The following is a 14,841-nucleotide window of genomic DNA, read 5'->3' as shown; positions in this document are numbered from 1 at the left end:
CCAATCCAAGTGGGCCGCGCCAAGCACGGCCCCCGGATCATCGGGAGGGCGCGAACGCCCCCCACCTATTAGAATTTCAGACCGCCTTCGCGGGCTGCTTCGGCAAGCGCCTTGATTTTGCCGTGGAACAAGAAGCCACCACGGTCGAAGAAGCACTCTTCGACACCGGCTTTCTTGGCCCGCTCGGCGATCGCCGCACCAATTTTGGTGGCGGCTTCGACGTTGTTCTTGCCGACGACGCCGAACTCTTTTTCCAGAGTCGAAGCCGAAGCAATCGTCACACCTTTGACGTCGTCGATCAGCTGAACGCTGATGTTTTTCGACGAGCGGTGCACCGACAGACGGGCGCGGCCATTGGCCATCGCCTTGATTTTGTTCCGGACGCGCAGGCGGCGCTTGAGGAACAGCTCTCTTTTGTTGTTCGCCATTTTCGCGCCCCTTACTTCTTCTTGCCTTCCTTACGGAAGATGAACTCGCCCTTGTAGCGGATCCCTTTGCCCTTGTAGGGCTCGGGGCGACGCCACTCACGGATATTCGCCGCGACTTGGCCGACCAGCTGTTGGTCGATGCCTTCCACGGTGATCTCGGTCTGTTTCGGGCACGCGACGGTCACGCCGGCGGGCACCTCGAAATTGACTTCGTGCGAATAGCCCAGCGACAGCTTCAGAACATTGCCCTGCATCGCGGCGCGGTAACCGACGCCTTGAATTTCGAGCTCTTTCTTGAAGCCAGTGGAGACGCCGACGCCGAGGTTTTCGATCATCGAGCGGGTCATGCCCCACTGCTGACGGGCACGTTTGGAGGTGCCGCGCGGCGTCACGGTGACGGTGTTGCCGTCCATCGTGATCGTCACATCGTCGGTGGCGGTGAAGCTACGGGAGCCTTTCGGCCCTTTCACTTCAACGGTCTGGCCGTTCAGCGTGGCGGTAACGCCGCTGGGCAGTTCGACCGGTTTTTTACCAATACGAGACATCGGGCCCTCCTTAGAACACGGTGCAGAGCACTTCACCGCCAACGTTGGCAGTGCGTGCGGCCGCGTCCGTCATGACGCCTTTCGGCGTGGAGACGATCGAAACACCCAGGCCTTGACGGACCGAGGGGATTTCCTTGACCGAAGCATAAACACGACGGCCCGGGGTGGAAACGCGCGCAATCTCGCGGATCACCGGGGTGCCTTCGAAATACTTCAGGCTGATCTCGAGTTCCGGCTTGCCGGTCGCCGAGGTCGTTTTCTCATAGCCACGGATGTAGCCTTCCGCCGCAAGCACGTCGAGAACCCAAGCGCGAAGCTTCGAAGCCGGGGTACGGACGGTGGACTTGCCGCGCATCTGCGCGTTGCGGATGCGGGTCAGCATATCGCCGAGGGGATCGTTCACGGACATTCCCTGACCTCCTTACCAGCTCGACTTCACCATGCCGGGGATCTGGCCGAACGAGGCCAGGTCACGCAGCATGATCCGCGAGAGTTTGAGCTTACGGTAGTAAGCATGGGGACGACCGGTGAGCTGGCAACGGTTGTGCAGACGCACGGCCGACGAGTTACGGGGCAGTTCCGCCAGTTTCAGAGTCGCTTTGAAGCGCTCTTCCATCGGCAGGTTCTGGTCTTCGATGATCGCTTTGAGCGAGGCGCGTTTGTTGGCGTATTTCTTCACCAGCTTCGCGCGCTTCACTTCGCGTTCAACCATGGATTTCTTGGCCATTAAATTCTCTCCGCGATCAGGCGTTGAAAGGCATGTTGAAAGCTTTCAACAGCGCCTTCGCTTCCGCATCCACGTTGGTGGAGGTGCAGATGATGATGTCCATGCCGAGAACTTCGTCGACTTTGTCGAAATCGATCTCGGGGAACACGATGTGCTCTTTGAGACCCATGGCGAAGTTGCCGCGGCCGTCGAAGCTCGGTTTCACACCGCGGAAGTCGCGCACGCGCGGCATAGCGATGTTGATCAGACGGTCGAGGAATTCATACATCTGGTCGCCACGGAGGGTGACCTTGCAGCCAAGCGGCATCTCTTCACGGACGCGGAAACCAGCGATCGATTTCTTGGCCTTGGTGATGACAGCCTTTTGACCGGCGATGAGCGACAGCTCGTCAGCGGCTTGCTTGACTTTCTTGGTGTCTTTAACGGCTTCGCCGACACCCATGTTGAGAACGATTTTCTCAAGCTTGGGGATCTGCATGTCGTTTTTGTAGCCGAATTGCTCTTTCATCGCCGCACGGATGGTGCTGGCGTAGAGCGCTTTCAGACGCGGGGTATAGGTGGCTTGGTCGAGCATCAGATCGCCTCCCCGGTGGTCTTGGCGTAACGCACCTTTTTGCCGTCTTCGAAGCGGAAGCCGACACGGGTCGCTTTGCCGTTCGCATCAACAAGCGCGAGGTTCGACAGATCGATCGGCATCGGCTTCGACACGCGGCCGCCTTGGGCGGTTTGCGTTTGACGCTGATGGCGGATCGCCATGTTCAGACCGTCGACAATGGCCTTGTTGTCCTTGGGCATGACGGTGGAGATTTCACCTTGCTTGCCCTTGTCCTTGCCAGTCAGCACGACAACCTTGTCGCCTTTGCGGAGTTTCGCAGCCATCACAGCACCTCCGGCGCAAGCGAGATGATCTTCATGAAGTTCTTGCCGCGCAGCTCGCGCACGACCGGCCCGAAGATACGGGTGCCGACCGGTTCGCCCTGGTTGTTCAGGATGACGGCGGCGTTGCGGTCGAAGCGGATGGCGGTGCCATCTTCGCGACGGACTTCCTTGGCGGTGCGCACGACAACGGCTTTACGCACGTCGCCTTTTTTCACGCGGCCTTTCGGAATCGCTTCCTTGACCGACACCACGATGATGTCGCCCACGGATGCGTAACGGCGGTGCGAACCGCCCAAAACCTTGATGCACTGAACTCGGCGAGCGCCAGAGTTGTCAGCAACATCCAGATTGGTCTGCATCTGGATCATTGGGTTACTCCCGACCTTTGGGAACAGCTATGCAGTTTGCCGTCCCAGGGTTTCGATGGACTGTCATCCATCGCCGGGCCTGAAAAATCAGGCTTCGACGACGACCTGCCAGCGCTTCGTTTTCGAGATCGGCGCACATTCCTCGATGCGGACCATGTCGCCGGTCTTGAAAGTGTTGAGCGCGTCATGCGCGCGGTATTTCTTGGTGCTACGCACGGTCTTTTTCATGACCGGGTGCTTGAAGCGGCGCTCCACGAGAACGGTCACGGTTTGATCGTTCTTATCCGAGGTCACGACACCTTGCAGAATACGTTTGGGCATCGGAAGTCTCCTTACTTCGCAGCTTCAGCAGCTTTTTGATTGAGCACCGTTTTCACACGGGCAACGTCACGACGGACGGCGCGCATGCGGGCGGTGTTCTCAAGCTGGTTGGTGGCTTGCTGGAAGCGAAGGTTGAAGGCTTCCTTTTTCAGCGCGACAAGCGCGTCGCGGAGCTCGTCAGGCGTTTTCGCCTTGAGTTCTTGGGCGTTCATCCCATGGTTCCTTTACTGGCACCGGAAGGCCCCGCTTGGGTGCAATTGCACGCTTGGGGTGACCTGTGGCCCGGTGGGTTATGTCTCCCACGCCCGATTCCCAAAGGGACCGGAGGCGCGGATGCCGTCACCTACAGGAAAGCGCCCTTCGGGGCAACCCCAAGTTTGCCGAATGTCCCGCCCCTTAAAGGTCCATCTCAAAAAGCGCCAAAAAACCCGGAATACCGCGGAAATCCCGCTTATGGGCAACCGGGCGCGTCAGCCAAAGCAACGCAGGCGCAAAGGGGCGCAAACGTCTAAGCCGCGCCTGCGCCCGCGCCCAGGTTCCGCTGTAATCTTCCGCGCGATAGGCCTTAGCAGCCGCCAAAACCACGTCATCCACGCCACCGCGCTCTGCCAAAATGTCAAAGAAGAAAATCAACACATCCCGCGCATGGCCATCGGCGCTATTATGCTTGGGACCAAAGTTTTCCAGATCAATGAAGGTGATCTTATTGTCCGCCCAACAAATATCGCACAGGTTGGGCCGACCATGGCTGAACCCGGCCTTGTGTAGCCGCGCCAATGTGCGGGCTGCGGCTTCCAACGCGACCCGAAACTCGGCGGATTGCGCAGCCCCTGCCCGCGCCAAAGCGCGCACTGTAACGCCGGCATCCGCGACGACGAAATAGGATCTCCCCTCGTCGATCAAGCGCGCAAAAGGCAGCCCGGCGCGGGCCACCTGATGGTAGTTTTCGCGCTCTGCTTCGAAGAGGCGGCGCGGGTTGCCCTTCTGTAACCGTTGCCGCAACGAGCTATCTTCCACCCATTTGCGCCACCCGGGCACCCCATTCACCGCAGCTTTTTCGATCCGAACCGGCATCTGTCCACTCAAAGATATCAGGCATGTGTCACGACTGCGTCTGTTGCCCCCGCTCACGCGCAAGCACAATCCCTAACCGTCATTAATGTGTCACATTCTGGCGAGACCCGCTTTCACAGCGGCGTCGGCGCGCGCGCCAAGCCCCCCGGATTTCTATTGTTTCACCCCGCGAAAGCTGATTCACTTTTCCTATTGTGCCGCAGCGCGCACCCGCACCCTGCGCCCCGGCGCGCGGCGACGGGCGCACCAATCGAGCAGAGGTTTTGATGGACACCCCCAATTTTTCTAAACCGTCGGCGGCCGATTTCGGGGCCAGCTTTTTCACCCATGCCCCGCCGCGCCTGCCGCTTGGCTACCCGAACGGTTGGATGTCGGCGAAAGATTTGACTGTCTTGCATAATGCGGCACGGCGCACCGCGGGCCCGGTGCTGGAAATCGGCCCGTGGCTCGGACGGTCGTCTTCGGCCATCGCCACCGGCCTGCGCGCCCGCATCGACGAGGACGGGCATGAGCCGGTCGCCTATGACATGATCGATTTCGGCATCACCTCTGCCGAGGAATGGGTGGCGCGATTCAACGAGCGGTTCCGGCTGGATAAAGACCAAGGGCGTGTTGCCGAAGCCGTCTACCACCCCGGCGGCACGATTGCGGTGTTGATCAAGAACCTCAAGGCCAACGGCCTGCTGCCCTATGTCACCAATGTTATCCGGGGCGATTTCTTAGAATGCCCGCTGGCGCGCAGCTACGGGATGATCTTTTGCGACGCCACTCATGACGACGCTGAAATTCATCGCCACCTGCCCAAAATCGCCGAACTGGCTGCACCGGGTGCGCTTTTGGTGTTCGACGATATTATCACCGAAGACCGCGCCGATCTGGTCTGTTCCTACCTTGATGTCGAAAACCATGTGATGACGCGCACGATGTTCCCCGACCGCAAGGACCGCTGCAAATTGATGATTGTGGAACTGAAATCGAAAGCCTGACGCCCCAACCGGGACCGGCGCGGCAAGGCGGCGCCTGCGCGCAAAACAAAACCCCCGCCGAAGCGGGGGTCTTTTCGTATCTTCGCTTGCGAAACTTACCAGTCTTCGCGGGCGACGATGCGGCTCATCAGCGGCAGCTTGTTCGCACCAAGGCGCAGGGCCTCACGCGCGATCGGCTCCGGCACGCCGTCGATTTCGAACATGATGCGGCCGGGTTTGACCTTCGCCGCCCAATAATCGACAGAGCCTTTACCTTTACCCATCCGAACCTCGGTGGGTTTCGACGAGACCGGCACATCCGGGAAGATGCGGATCCAGACGCGGCCTTGACGCTTCATGTGGCGGGTGATCGCGCGGCGCGCCGCTTCGATCTGACGGGCCGTCACACGCTCGGGCTCGGTGGCCTTCAGCGCGAAGGAGCCGAAGTTCAGGTTGAACCCACCCTTGGCTTCGCCGTGGATGCGGCCCTTGTGCTGTTTGCGGAATTTCGTCCGTTTCGGTTGCAGCATCTCAAGTCACTCCTCAGCGAGCGTCGCGGTCGCGACGCGGACCGCGCGGCGCCGGGCCGTCTTGGGCTTCGGCAGCTTTGCGATCACGGGCTTGCGGATCATGTTCCATGATCTCGCCTTTGAAGATCCAGACCTTCACACCAATGATCCCATAGGGCGTCATGGCTTCGTCCAGCGCGTAGTCGATGTCGGCACGCAGGGTGTGCAGCGGCACACGGCCTTCACGATACCACTCGGTCCGCGCGATCTCGGCACCGCCCAGACGGCCAGCGACGTTCACACGGATGCCAAGGGCGCCCATACGCATCGCGTTTTGCACCGAGCGCTTCATGGCGCGACGGAACGAAACACGGCGCTCGAGCTGCTGGCAGATCGACTCGGCCACAAGCTGGGCGTCCAACTCGGGCTTGCGGACTTCAACGATGTTGAGGTGCAGTTCCGAGTCGGTGTAGTTCGCCAGCTTCTTGCGCAGGGTTTCAATATCGGCGCCTTTTTTGCCGATGATGACACCCGGACGCGCGGCGTGGATCGTGACGCGGCACTTTTTGTGCGGGCGCTCGATGATCACGCGGGCAATGCCAGCTTGTTTGGCTTCTTTGTGGATGAACTCGCGCATGCGGAGATCTTCCAAAAGCAGATCGCCATAATCTTTCGACTCAGCGAACCAGCGGCTGTCCCAGGTGCGGTTGACCTGAAGACGCATCCCGATGGGGTTGACCTTCTGACCCATTACGCGCGCTCCTCGATCTGACGCACCTTGATGGTGATTTCCGAAAACGGCTTCATGATCTTGCCAAACCGGCCACGGGCCCGCGGACGACCGCGTTTCATGACGAGGTTTTTGCCAACCCAAGCTTCGGCGACGATCAGGTTATCGACGTCGAGACCATGGTTGTTTTCAGCATTGGCAATGGCCGATTGCAGGCACTTGCGCACGTCTTCGGCGATCCGTTTTTTCGAGAAGGTGAGGTCCATAAGGGCCTTGTCCACCTTCTTGCCACGGATCAGCGCGGCAACGAGGTTGAGTTTCTGCGGCGAGGTACGAAGCATCTTCGCTTTCGCGAAGGCTTCGTTATCCGCCACGCGGCGCGGATTCTGTTCCTTACCCATGGCTTACTTCCTCTTCGCTTTCTTGTCGGCGGCGTGACCGTAATAGGTCCGGGTCGGCGAATATTCGCCGAACTTCTGGCCGATCATCTCTTCGGTGACGTTCACCGGGATGTGCTTCTGCCCGTTGTAGACGCCGAAGGTGAGGCCGACGAATTGCGGCAGGATGGTGGAACGACGCGACCAGATTTTGATGACGTCGGATTTGCCCGAGGCGCGCGCTTTTTCTGCTTTTTTCAGCAGATAAGCGTCAACGAAAGGGCCTTTCCAGAGAGAACGTGCCATATCTTAGCGACCCTTCTTCTTGGCGTGACGCGACCGCAAGATGTACTTGTCGGTCTGCTTGTTCGAACGGGTGCGCTTGCCCTTGGTGTCCTTGCCCCACGGGGTAACCGGGGTACGGCCACCGGAGGTGCGGCCTTCACCACCACCGTGCGGGTGGTCGATCGGGTTCATCGCAACACCGCGAACGGTCGGACGCACGCCCATGTGACGCTTACGACCGGCTTTGCCGAGGTTTTGGTTGCTGTGATCGGCGTTCGAAACGGCGCCGATGGTCGCCAAGCATTCCTGACGGACAAGGCGCAGCTCGCCCGAGGACAAACGCAGCTGGGCATAGCCGCCGTCACGGCCGACGAACTGGGCATAGGTGCCCGCGGCGCGCGCGATCTGGCCACCTTTGCCGGGCTTCAGCTCGACATTGTGGACGATCGTACCGATCGGCATACCCGAGAACGGCATCGCGTTGCCCGGTTTGATGTCTTGTTTCGCGCCCGAGATGACGGTGTCACCCACCGCAAGGCGTTGCGGCGCGAGGATATAGGCCTGTTCGCCGTCGCTGTATTTGATCAGCGCGATGAAGGCGGTGCGGTTCGGGTCATATTCGATCCGCTCGACCGTGGCCGGAACGTCGAACTTGCGACGCTTGAAATCGACGATGCGGTAAAGGCGTTTTGCCCCACCACCCTTGTGCCACATCGTGACGCGTCCGGTGTTGTTCCGGCCGCCCGTCTTGGTCAAACCCTGCGTGAGGGCTTTGACGGGACGACCTTTCCAAAGCTCCGAACGGTCGATCAGAACCAGCCCGCGCTGGCCAGGCGTCGTCGGTTTATACGACTTGAGTGCCATGCTCTCTGTCTTCCGTTGCTCTGGACCATAGGTCCGTTACGTAAGGGGCGCCGTAGCTCCCCGAGTGCAAAAATCACAGACCCCGGACGAATCCGGGGCCGAGCGATTGGCGGGACATAACAGGGATGCATCGACCTGTCCACACAGAAGGTGCTCCGGCGCACCCCGATCGTGCCGATGACTTCGTTTTGGTCAGAACGAATGCAACTGCGGCGAAAATTAGCCAAGCATCAAAATGACTTGCACCGAACAGCAACCCAAGGTTGCATTCAGTGACGGCCCGTGACAACTAACACTCAGGCATCCTGCTAACGGGAAGACCGGAAAATCAGGAGGTATAGGCATGTTAATAGCTTGGCGAACTCTTAAGGCGCGACTTCGCAAATACAAGATAGTTCGGGCCAAGCGCCTGCCCGATGTGAAGTATAACGATACCGCCGATATTGACCGTTTCATTTTCATTTGCGGACTTCAACGCAGCGGCACCACACTTTTAGAGCGACTACTTGTCTCAAAATATGAGCTGTCCTGCCTGCGGGCCTCGACCCCCGAAAGCGAAGGCGAGCACATTCAGTCGGTCTTCACCGCAGCCCTCAGATTCGGCGGCGCCGGGCGGTTTGCTTTCAGCACCGAGGCTCTGGAGGAACTGAACCGTCTTGACGATTACCCGGCCCATCGCGCGGCGATCTTGGACGCGTGGCGCCCCTTTGTCGTGGGCGACAGCCCGACCCTCGTCGAAAAATCACCGCCGAACCTGACCAAAATCCCTTGGCTGCGGAAGGTTTTCCCAGGCAGTCAGTTTATCATCATGACGCGTGATCCGCGCGCGGTTGCCGGCGCGACACAGAAATGGTCGATGACGACGCTGCCGGAACTGATGATGCATTGGAACGTGGCTTACAGCCAAGCGCTTGAGGATTTCGACGAAAGCGACTGCATCACTGTGCGCTACGAGGATCTTATTGACCATTCTGAAACAGAACTAGAGCGGCTGGGCCAATTTCTGAACCTTACACCACGCACAGAACATCTCGAAATTGAGGCGCGTCACCAAAAGCTGGTCAATATGAATGGCAAATACATCGCTGCCCATGGAGGGACGCGCTACGGTGAGGGCGTCTGGAATCGCTTCGGATATACCTGCTGAATCGGCCAACAAACCGCACCTTCCCTTTTACGCCACAGAAACAGAAAAGGCCCCCGCTTGCGCGAGGGCCTTCTTTTCATGTGCCTGGCCTTAAAGGCCGGTCGAGACGTCGATGGTTTGACCGTCTTCGAGCGTGACATAGGCTTTTTTCACGTCCGAGCGTTGACCAAGGGCCCCGCGGAAACGTTTCACCTTGCCTTTGGTGATGGTGGTGTTGACCGCCTTCACCTTCACACCGAAGAGCGCTTCGACAGCCTCTTTGATCGCCGGTTTGGTCGCCGTCTTGGCGACTTGGAACACCACCGCGCCAGCTTCCGAGGCCATAGTGGCTTTCTCGGTGATGACGGGCTTCACGATCACGTCGTAATGTTCGGGTTTCGCACTCATTTCAGGCGAGCCTCCAGAGCTTCGACACCCGCTTTGGTGATCACGAGCGTGTCACGCTTGAGGATGTCATAGACGTTGGCGCCCATCGAGGGCAGCACGTCGATGCCATCGATGTTGCGCGCGGCGAGCGCGAAGTTCTCGTTCACGGCAGCACCGTCAATGACCAAGACTTTTTTCCAGCCCAGCTCTTTGGCGGTTTTCGCAAGCATCGAGGTTTTCGCTTCGGCCATTTCCGCCGATTCGACGACCACGAGGTTGCCCGCTTTCGCTTTGGCCGACAGCGCATGACGCAGGCCAAGCGCGCGGAACTTCTTGGTCAGCTCATGGGCGTGGCTGCGCGGGGTCGGCCCTTTGTAGACACCACCATGACGGAAGATCGGCGCCTTTTTGGACCCGTGACGCGCGCCACCGGTGCCTTTTTGGCGGTAGATCTTCTTGGTCGAGTAGCTGACCTCCGACTTGCCGAGCACCGAGTGGGTGCCAGCCTGCGCCTTCGCACGCTGCCAGCGCACGACGCGATGCAGGATGTCGGCGCGCGGCTCGAGGCCGAACAGCGACTCATTGAGATCGATCGAACCGGCTTTGCCGCCGTCGAGCTTGATCACGTCGAGTTTCATGCTTCACCCCCTTCGACCGGAGCTTCTTCGGCCGGAGCGGCAGCCGCCGCGGATTTCAGCGCGGCCGGCATCGGCAGATCCGCCGGAGCCGGTTTTTTCACGGCGTCTTTGATCGTCACCCAGCCGCCTTTGGCGCCCGGAACCGACCCTTTGACCATGATCAGGCCACGCTCGGCGTCGGTGCGGACCACTTGCAGGTTCTGCGTGGTGACGCGAACGGCACCAAGATGACCCGCCATTTTCTTGCCTTTGAAGACCTTACCCGGGTCTTGGCACTGACCGGTCGAACCGTGCGAACGGTGCGAGATCGACACACCGTGCGAGGCGCGCAGACCACCGAAGTTGTGACGCTTCATGGCACCGGCAAAGCCCTTACCGATCGAGGTGCCGGCGATGTCGACATGCTGACCGGCAAGGTAATGCTCGGCCGAGATTTCGGCGCCAACTTCGATCAGGTTTTCGGGCGAAACACGGAACTCGGCCAGCTTGCGCTTGGGCGCCACATTCGCTTTCGCGAAGTGACCACGCATCGCACCCGAAACGCGCTTGGCTTTCGCCTCGCCCGCACCGAGTTGCACAGCCGTGTAGCCATCGGTTTCGACGGTGCGCTGCGCGACAACTTGCAGGTTGTCGAGTTGCAGCACGGTCACCGGAACCTGTTTGCCATCTTCGAGGAACAGCCGGGTCATGCCCAGCTTCTTGGCGATAACACCAGAACGCATGTGCTAACTCCTCAGACTTTGATCTCGACATCCACGCCAGCCGCGAGGTCGAGCTTCATCAGCGCGTCCACGGTTTGCGGGGTCGGATCGACGATGTCGAGAAGACGCTTATGCGTGCGGATTTCCCACTGGTCGCGCGACTTCTTGTCGATGTGCGGACCACGGAGAACCGTGAATTTCTCGATTTTGTTGGGCAGCGGGATCGGCCCGCGGACCTGTGCACCCGTACGCTTCGCGGTGTTGACGATTTCCTGGGTGCTGGCGTCCAGCACGCGGTAATCGAACGCCTTGAGCCGGATGCGAATGTTTTGACCAGACATGGTTTTCCCTTTTCGCAGGGCTATTCAGGTTGAGAGGCTGACAACACCGAATGTGGTGCCAGCATCGAACCGCAATCTTTACAGATCAGGCGCGCCGGATATGCGGCTGGCCTGAGTCTGTCAAGAACAAAAGGCGCGCCTTACGGCGCACCTTCCGAATTCCTGGTTTTCACACCCGGCGGGCAGGCCCGCCGGGGCAAAACATCGATTACTCGATGATTTTGGAGACGACGCCGGCGCCGACGGTGCGGCCGCCTTCGCGGATGGCGAAGCGCAGTTTTTCTTCCATCGCGATCGGCGCGATCAGTTCGACTTCGAACTTCAGGTTGTCGCCCGGCATCACCATCTCAGTGCCTTCCGGCAGGTTCACCGTGCCGGTCACGTCGGTGGTGCGGAAGTAGAACTGCGGACGGTAGTTCGCAAAGAACGGCGTGTGACGGCCGCCTTCTTCCTTCGTCAGGATGTAGGCTTCGGCTTCGAACTTGGTGTGCGGCGTCACCGAACCCGGCTTCGACAGAACCTGGCCACGCTCAACGCCGTCACGGTCGATCCCGCGCAGCAGCGCGCCGATGTTGTCGCCTGCTTCGCCGCGATCCAGCAGCTTGCGGAACATTTCAACGCCGGTGCAGGTGGTTTTCTTCGTCGGACGGATGCCGACGATTTCCAGCTCGTCACCCACGTTGATCACGCCACGTTCCACACGGCCGGTCACAACCGTGCCGCGGCCCGAGATCGAGAACACGTCTTCGATCGGCATCAGGAACGGTTGGTCAACCGCACGCGCCGGGGTCGGGATGTATTCGTCAACAGCCTTCATCAGCGCGTGGATCGAATCCTCGCCGATCTCTTTCATCTCGCCCATCAGCGCTTGGTGCGCCGAGCCTTTGATGATCGGCGTGTCGTCGCCCGGGTATTCGTAGTCCGACAGAAGTTCGCGAACTTCCATTTCCACCAGCTCAAGCAGTTCCTCGTCATCCACGAGGTCCACTTTGTTCATGTAGACCGTGATGTAAGGAATGCCGACCTGACGGCCCAGCAAGATGTGCTCACGCGTTTGCGGCATCGGGCCATCCGACGACGCCACCACCAAGATCGCACCGTCCATCTGCGCCGCGCCGGTGATCATGTTCTTCACATAGTCCGCGTGGCCGGGGCAGTCCACGTGCGCGTAGTGACGGGTTTCCGTCTCGTACTCAACGTGCGCCGTCGAGATCGTGATCCCACGCGCTTTCTCTTCCGGCGCCCCGTCGATCTGGTCGTAGGCTTTGAATTCGCCGTAGTATTTCGTGATCGCAGCCGTCAGCGTCGTCTTGCCGTGGTCAACGTGACCGATCGTGCCGATGTTGACGTGCGGTTTGTTCCGTTCAAACTTTGCCTTTGCCATGATGGCCTCCTAGTCGTTGATCCTGCGCGGGACGGGGCCCGGAAAACCCGGGCCCCGCACGCATCAGGCGTATTTCTTCTGGATTTCGTCCGAGATGTTCTGCGGCACGGCGTCGTAGTGGTCGAACAGCATCGTGAACACAGCCCGGCCCGAAGACATCGAGCGCAGCGTGTTGATGTAGCCGAACATGTTGGCCAGCGGCACCATCGCGTTGATCACGTTGGCATTTCCGCGGGTGTCTTGGCCTTGCACCATGCCACGACGGCTGGTCAGGTCACCAATGATGCCACCGGTGTATTCTTCCGGGGTCACCACTTCGACTTTCATGATCGGTTCGAGCAGTTTCGCACCGGCTTTCTTCAGACCATCGCGCATCGCGGCACGGGTGGCGATTTCGAAGGCGAGCACCGAGGAGTCGACGTCGTGGAACGCCCCATCGACCAGTGCCACCTTGAAGTCGATCACCGGGAAGCCCGCAAGCGGCCCCGAATCCATCACCGACTTGATGCCTTTCTCGACGCCGGGGATGTATTCCTTCGGCACCGCACCACCGACGATCCGGCTTTCGAAGGAATAGCCTTCGCCCGGCTCGGTCGGTTCGATGATCAGTTTCACGCGCGCGAACTGGCCGGTACCACCGGTTTGTTTCTTGTGCGTGTAGTCGATCTCGGCCGCGGTCGAGATGGTTTCACGGTAAGCCACCTGCGGCGCACCGATATTGGCTTCGACCTTGAACTCGCGCTTCATGCGATCAACCAGAATGTCGAGGTGAAGCTCGCCCATCCCTTTCATGATCGTTTGGCCCGATTCGAAGTTCGTTTCGACGCGGAACGACGGGTCTTCAGCAGCCAAGCGCGCGAGGGCGAGGCCCATCTTCTCTTGGTCGGCTTTCGACTTCGGCTCCACGGCGATCTCGATCACCGGATCGGGGAAGCTCATGGTTTCCAGAACCACCGGTTTGGCCGGGTCACACAGGGTGTCGCCCGTGGTGGTTTCTTTCAGACCGGCCAGCGCGATGATGTCACCGGCGAATGCTTCTTCGATCTCCTCGCGGTTGATCGAGTGCATCATCATCATCCGGCCAACGCGCTCACGCTTCCCTTTGGTCGCGTTCAGCATCTGGTCGCCCTTCTTAAGGACACCCGAATAGATCCGCGTAAAGGTGAGCGAGCCCACGAAGGGGTCGTTCATGATCTTGAACGCCAGCGCCGAGAACGGCGCGCTATCATCGGCGGGACGCTCGATGTTGCGGGTCTCGGTCTCGTCGTCGGGCGAGAAGCCTTTCAGCGTCGGCACGTCGAGCGGGGCGGGCAAGAAGTCGATCACCGCGTTGAGCAGCGGTTGAACGCCTTTGTTCTTGAACGCCGAGCCAGCCAGCACCGGGAAGAAGGCCATCGACAGCGTCCCCTTACGGATCAGCTTGCGCAGCGTGTCTTCGTCGGGCTCGTTGCCTTCGAGGTAAGCTTCCATCGCATCGTCGTCTTGCTCCACGGCAAGCTCGACCATGTTGGCACGCCATTCGTCGGCCAGATCTTTCAGGTCGTCACGGATCGGTTGACGGACCCAGCTCGCGCCGAGGTCTTCGCCTTTCCAGACCCATTCTTCCATCTTGATCAGGTCGATGATGCCTTCGAGTTTATCTTCGGCCCCGATCGGAAGCGCCACCGGGCACGGGGTGCCGCCGGTGCGGTCCTTGATCATCTCAACGCATTTGAAGAAGTCAGCGCCGATCTTGTCCATCTTGTTGACGAACACGATCCGCGGAACCGCGTAACGGTCAGCCTGACGCCACACCGTTTCGGTTTGCGGTTCGACACCGGCGTTGGCGTCCAGAAGGCAGACCGCACCGTCAAGCACCGCGAGCGAACGTTCGACTTCGATGGTGAAGTCGACGTGGCCGGGGGTGTCGATGATGTTGAAGCGGTACTTCGTGTCCGAAGTGCCCTCTTTGGTCGGGTCTTCTTGACGCTGCCAGAAGGTCGTGGTCGCCGCCGAGGTGATGGTGATCCCGCGTTCCTGCTCCTGCTCCATCCAGTCCATCGTCGCGGCGCCATCGTGCACCTCGCCGATTTTGTGCGATTTGCCGGTGTAGTAAAGGATACGCTCGGTGGTGGTGGTTTTACCGGCATCGATGTGCGCCATGATGCCGAAGTTGCGGTAGCGCGGAAGCTGATACTCGCGTGCCATGGAAA

Annotated in this window: 23 protein-coding genes; 2 read left to right on the top strand and 21 right to left on the bottom strand. The window is 59.8% G+C overall.

What is annotated here, in order from left to right:
• Positions 1-68: 68 nt before the first annotated feature.
• The 10 genes from rplR to CKO11_RS01405 all read right to left on the bottom strand — a co-directional run bounded on the left by rplR (position 69) and on the right by CKO11_RS01405 (position 4,342).
• Positions 69-428 carry a 50S ribosomal protein L18 gene (gene rplR / locus CKO11_RS01450; protein WP_076483968.1) on the bottom strand — a complete coding sequence of 120 codons (360 nt, stop codon included), beginning with the start codon at positions 426-428 and terminating at the stop codon, positions 69-71.
• Between the two features lie 11 nt (positions 429-439).
• Positions 440-973: a 50S ribosomal protein L6 gene (gene rplF / locus CKO11_RS01445; RefSeq protein ID WP_223632105.1), complete on the bottom strand. Its 534-nt coding sequence runs from the start codon at positions 971-973 to the stop codon at positions 440-442.
• Positions 974-983: 10 nt separating this feature from the next.
• The gene (gene rpsH, locus CKO11_RS01440) at positions 984-1,382 is read right to left on the bottom strand and encodes a 30S ribosomal protein S8 (RefSeq protein WP_223632103.1); all 399 of its coding nucleotides are present in this window, start codon (positions 1,380-1,382) and stop codon (positions 984-986) included.
• A 12-nt stretch (positions 1,383-1,394) separates the two neighbouring features.
• Entirely contained in the window at positions 1,395-1,700 is a 306-nt protein-coding gene (gene rpsN / locus CKO11_RS01435) for a 30S ribosomal protein S14 (protein WP_223632101.1), read from the bottom strand.
• 16 nt (positions 1,701-1,716) lie between these two features.
• Entirely contained in the window at positions 1,717-2,274 is a 558-nt protein-coding gene (gene rplE / locus CKO11_RS01430; RefSeq protein ID WP_223632099.1) for a 50S ribosomal protein L5, read from the bottom strand.
• Positions 2,274-2,579, bottom strand: a complete 306-nt coding sequence (gene rplX, locus CKO11_RS01425; RefSeq protein WP_223632098.1) for a 50S ribosomal protein L24 — start codon at positions 2,577-2,579, stop codon at positions 2,274-2,276. Before rplX ends, rplE begins: the two co-directional genes overlap by 1 nt.
• Positions 2,579-2,947, bottom strand: coding sequence for a 50S ribosomal protein L14 (gene rplN, locus CKO11_RS01420; protein WP_223632097.1), 369 nt, complete (start codon positions 2,945-2,947; stop codon positions 2,579-2,581). Before rplN ends, rplX begins: the two co-directional genes overlap by 1 nt.
• 87 nt (positions 2,948-3,034) lie before the next feature.
• Positions 3,035-3,268 carry a 30S ribosomal protein S17 gene (gene rpsQ, locus CKO11_RS01415; protein WP_223632096.1) on the bottom strand — a complete coding sequence of 78 codons (234 nt, stop codon included), beginning with the start codon at positions 3,266-3,268 and terminating at the stop codon, positions 3,035-3,037.
• A gap of 11 nt (positions 3,269-3,279) precedes the next feature.
• Positions 3,280-3,480 carry a 50S ribosomal protein L29 gene (rpmC, locus tag CKO11_RS01410; RefSeq protein WP_223632095.1) on the bottom strand — a complete coding sequence of 67 codons (201 nt, stop codon included), beginning with the start codon at positions 3,478-3,480 and terminating at the stop codon, positions 3,280-3,282.
• A gap of 184 nt (positions 3,481-3,664) precedes the next feature.
• Complete coding sequence (locus CKO11_RS01405; RefSeq protein WP_223632094.1) at positions 3,665-4,342, bottom strand: hypothetical protein; 678 nt, start codon at positions 4,340-4,342, stop codon at positions 3,665-3,667.
• 266 nt (positions 4,343-4,608) lie between these two features.
• Here CKO11_RS01405 and CKO11_RS01400 point away from each other — a divergent pair, with 266 nt between their 5' ends.
• The gene (locus tag CKO11_RS01400; RefSeq protein WP_223632093.1) at positions 4,609-5,328 is read left to right on the top strand and encodes a class I SAM-dependent methyltransferase; all 720 of its coding nucleotides are present in this window, start codon (positions 4,609-4,611) and stop codon (positions 5,326-5,328) included.
• 95 nt (positions 5,329-5,423) lie between these two features.
• Here CKO11_RS01400 and rplP read toward each other — a convergent pair whose 3' ends face one another.
• The 5 genes from rplP to rplB are packed head-to-tail and all read right to left on the bottom strand — an operon-like array spanning position 5,424 to position 8,072.
• The gene (gene rplP, locus CKO11_RS01395; RefSeq protein ID WP_223632092.1) at positions 5,424-5,837 is read right to left on the bottom strand and encodes a 50S ribosomal protein L16; all 414 of its coding nucleotides are present in this window, start codon (positions 5,835-5,837) and stop codon (positions 5,424-5,426) included.
• 13 nt (positions 5,838-5,850) lie between these two features.
• On the bottom strand, positions 5,851-6,567 hold the full coding sequence (gene rpsC, locus CKO11_RS01390) for a 30S ribosomal protein S3 (RefSeq protein WP_223632090.1): 717 nt from the start codon (positions 6,565-6,567) through the stop codon (positions 5,851-5,853).
• Entirely contained in the window at positions 6,567-6,947 is a 381-nt protein-coding gene (gene rplV, locus CKO11_RS01385) for a 50S ribosomal protein L22 (RefSeq protein ID WP_076483979.1), read from the bottom strand. Before rplV ends, rpsC begins: the two co-directional genes overlap by 1 nt.
• A 3-nt stretch (positions 6,948-6,950) precedes the next feature.
• On the bottom strand, positions 6,951-7,229 hold the full coding sequence (gene rpsS / locus CKO11_RS01380) for a 30S ribosomal protein S19 (RefSeq protein ID WP_055211973.1): 279 nt from the start codon (positions 7,227-7,229) through the stop codon (positions 6,951-6,953).
• 3 nt (positions 7,230-7,232) lie between these two features.
• Complete coding sequence (gene rplB, locus CKO11_RS01375; RefSeq protein ID WP_223632088.1) at positions 7,233-8,072, bottom strand: 50S ribosomal protein L2; 840 nt, start codon at positions 8,070-8,072, stop codon at positions 7,233-7,235.
• Between the two features lie 343 nt (positions 8,073-8,415).
• Here rplB and CKO11_RS01370 point away from each other — a divergent pair, with 343 nt between their 5' ends.
• Positions 8,416-9,219: a sulfotransferase family protein gene (locus CKO11_RS01370; protein ID WP_223632087.1), complete on the top strand. Its 804-nt coding sequence runs from the start codon at positions 8,416-8,418 to the stop codon at positions 9,217-9,219.
• A 90-nt stretch (positions 9,220-9,309) separates the two neighbouring features.
• On the opposite strand, the gene CKO11_RS01365 is transcribed toward CKO11_RS01370, so the two are convergent.
• The 6 genes from CKO11_RS01365 to fusA all read right to left on the bottom strand — a co-directional run bounded on the left by CKO11_RS01365 (position 9,310) and on the right by fusA (position 14,836).
• Complete coding sequence (locus tag CKO11_RS01365) at positions 9,310-9,606, bottom strand: 50S ribosomal protein L23 (RefSeq protein WP_223632086.1); 297 nt, start codon at positions 9,604-9,606, stop codon at positions 9,310-9,312.
• Positions 9,603-10,223: a 50S ribosomal protein L4 gene (gene rplD / locus CKO11_RS01360; RefSeq protein WP_223632085.1), complete on the bottom strand. Its 621-nt coding sequence runs from the start codon at positions 10,221-10,223 to the stop codon at positions 9,603-9,605. The genes CKO11_RS01365 and rplD overlap by 4 nt, the downstream gene beginning before the upstream one ends.
• Positions 10,220-10,945, bottom strand: coding sequence for a 50S ribosomal protein L3 (gene rplC, locus CKO11_RS01355; protein WP_223632084.1), 726 nt, complete (start codon positions 10,943-10,945; stop codon positions 10,220-10,222). Before rplC ends, rplD begins: the two co-directional genes overlap by 4 nt.
• 11 nt (positions 10,946-10,956) lie before the next feature.
• On the bottom strand, positions 10,957-11,265 hold the full coding sequence (gene rpsJ / locus CKO11_RS01350; RefSeq protein ID WP_013066043.1) for a 30S ribosomal protein S10: 309 nt from the start codon (positions 11,263-11,265) through the stop codon (positions 10,957-10,959).
• Between the two features lie 208 nt (positions 11,266-11,473).
• The gene (gene tuf, locus CKO11_RS01345) at positions 11,474-12,649 is read right to left on the bottom strand and encodes an elongation factor Tu (RefSeq protein ID WP_223632050.1); all 1,176 of its coding nucleotides are present in this window, start codon (positions 12,647-12,649) and stop codon (positions 11,474-11,476) included.
• A 63-nt stretch (positions 12,650-12,712) separates the two neighbouring features.
• Positions 12,713-14,836 (bottom strand): elongation factor G, encoded by a 2,124-nt coding sequence (gene fusA, locus CKO11_RS01340; protein ID WP_223632083.1) that lies wholly within the window; start codon positions 14,834-14,836, stop codon positions 12,713-12,715.
• Positions 14,837-14,841 lie beyond the last annotated feature (5 nt).

This window comes from Rhodobacter sp. TJ_12, from assembly GCF_020023995.1.
Taxonomy (GTDB): Bacteria; Pseudomonadota; Alphaproteobacteria; order Rhodobacterales; family Rhodobacteraceae; genus Rhodobacter.
This window is presented reverse-complemented; position numbering and strand designations above follow the sequence as displayed.

Coding starts and splice junctions, on each gene's coding strand:
- rplF (WP_223632105.1), bottom strand. CDS start 973: ATGTCTCGTATTGGTAAAAAACCGGTCGAACTGCCCAGCGGCGTTACC.
- rpsS (WP_055211973.1), bottom strand. CDS start 7,229: ATGGCACGTTCTCTCTGGAAAGGCCCTTTCGTTGACGCTTATCTGCTG.
- rplD (WP_223632085.1), bottom strand. CDS start 10,223: ATGAAACTCGACGTGATCAAGCTCGACGGCGGCAAAGCCGGTTCGATC.
- CKO11_RS01400 (WP_223632093.1), top strand. CDS start 4,609: ATGGACACCCCCAATTTTTCTAAACCGTCGGCGGCCGATTTCGGGGCC.
- rplX (WP_223632098.1), bottom strand. CDS start 2,579: ATGGCTGCGAAACTCCGCAAAGGCGACAAGGTTGTCGTGCTGACTGGC.
- rpsH (WP_223632103.1), bottom strand. CDS start 1,382: ATGTCCGTGAACGATCCCCTCGGCGATATGCTGACCCGCATCCGCAAC.
- rplB (WP_223632088.1), bottom strand. CDS start 8,072: ATGGCACTCAAGTCGTATAAACCGACGACGCCTGGCCAGCGCGGGCTG.
- rplP (WP_223632092.1), bottom strand. CDS start 5,837: ATGCTGCAACCGAAACGGACGAAATTCCGCAAACAGCACAAGGGCCGC.
- rplC (WP_223632084.1), bottom strand. CDS start 10,945: ATGCGTTCTGGTGTTATCGCCAAGAAGCTGGGCATGACCCGGCTGTTC.
- CKO11_RS01405 (WP_223632094.1), bottom strand. CDS start 4,342: ATGCCGGTTCGGATCGAAAAAGCTGCGGTGAATGGGGTGCCCGGGTGG.
- rpsN (WP_223632101.1), bottom strand. CDS start 1,700: ATGGCCAAGAAATCCATGGTTGAACGCGAAGTGAAGCGCGCGAAGCTG.
- fusA (WP_223632083.1), bottom strand. CDS start 14,836: ATGGCACGCGAGTATCAGCTTCCGCGCTACCGCAACTTCGGCATCATG.
- rplE (WP_223632099.1), bottom strand. CDS start 2,274: ATGCTCGACCAAGCCACCTATACCCCGCGTCTGAAAGCGCTCTACGCC.
- CKO11_RS01365 (WP_223632086.1), bottom strand. CDS start 9,606: ATGAGTGCGAAACCCGAACATTACGACGTGATCGTGAAGCCCGTCATC.
- tuf (WP_223632050.1), bottom strand. CDS start 12,649: ATGGCAAAGGCAAAGTTTGAACGGAACAAACCGCACGTCAACATCGGC.
- rplV (WP_076483979.1), bottom strand. CDS start 6,947: ATGGGTAAGGAACAGAATCCGCGCCGCGTGGCGGATAACGAAGCCTTC.
- CKO11_RS01370 (WP_223632087.1), top strand. CDS start 8,416: ATGTTAATAGCTTGGCGAACTCTTAAGGCGCGACTTCGCAAATACAAG.
- rplN (WP_223632097.1), bottom strand. CDS start 2,947: ATGATCCAGATGCAGACCAATCTGGATGTTGCTGACAACTCTGGCGCT.
- rpmC (WP_223632095.1), bottom strand. CDS start 3,480: ATGAACGCCCAAGAACTCAAGGCGAAAACGCCTGACGAGCTCCGCGAC.
- rpsC (WP_223632090.1), bottom strand. CDS start 6,567: ATGGGTCAGAAGGTCAACCCCATCGGGATGCGTCTTCAGGTCAACCGC.
- rpsJ (WP_013066043.1), bottom strand. CDS start 11,265: ATGTCTGGTCAAAACATTCGCATCCGGCTCAAGGCGTTCGATTACCGC.
- rplR (WP_076483968.1), bottom strand. CDS start 428: ATGGCGAACAACAAAAGAGAGCTGTTCCTCAAGCGCCGCCTGCGCGTC.
- rpsQ (WP_223632096.1), bottom strand. CDS start 3,268: ATGCCCAAACGTATTCTGCAAGGTGTCGTGACCTCGGATAAGAACGAT.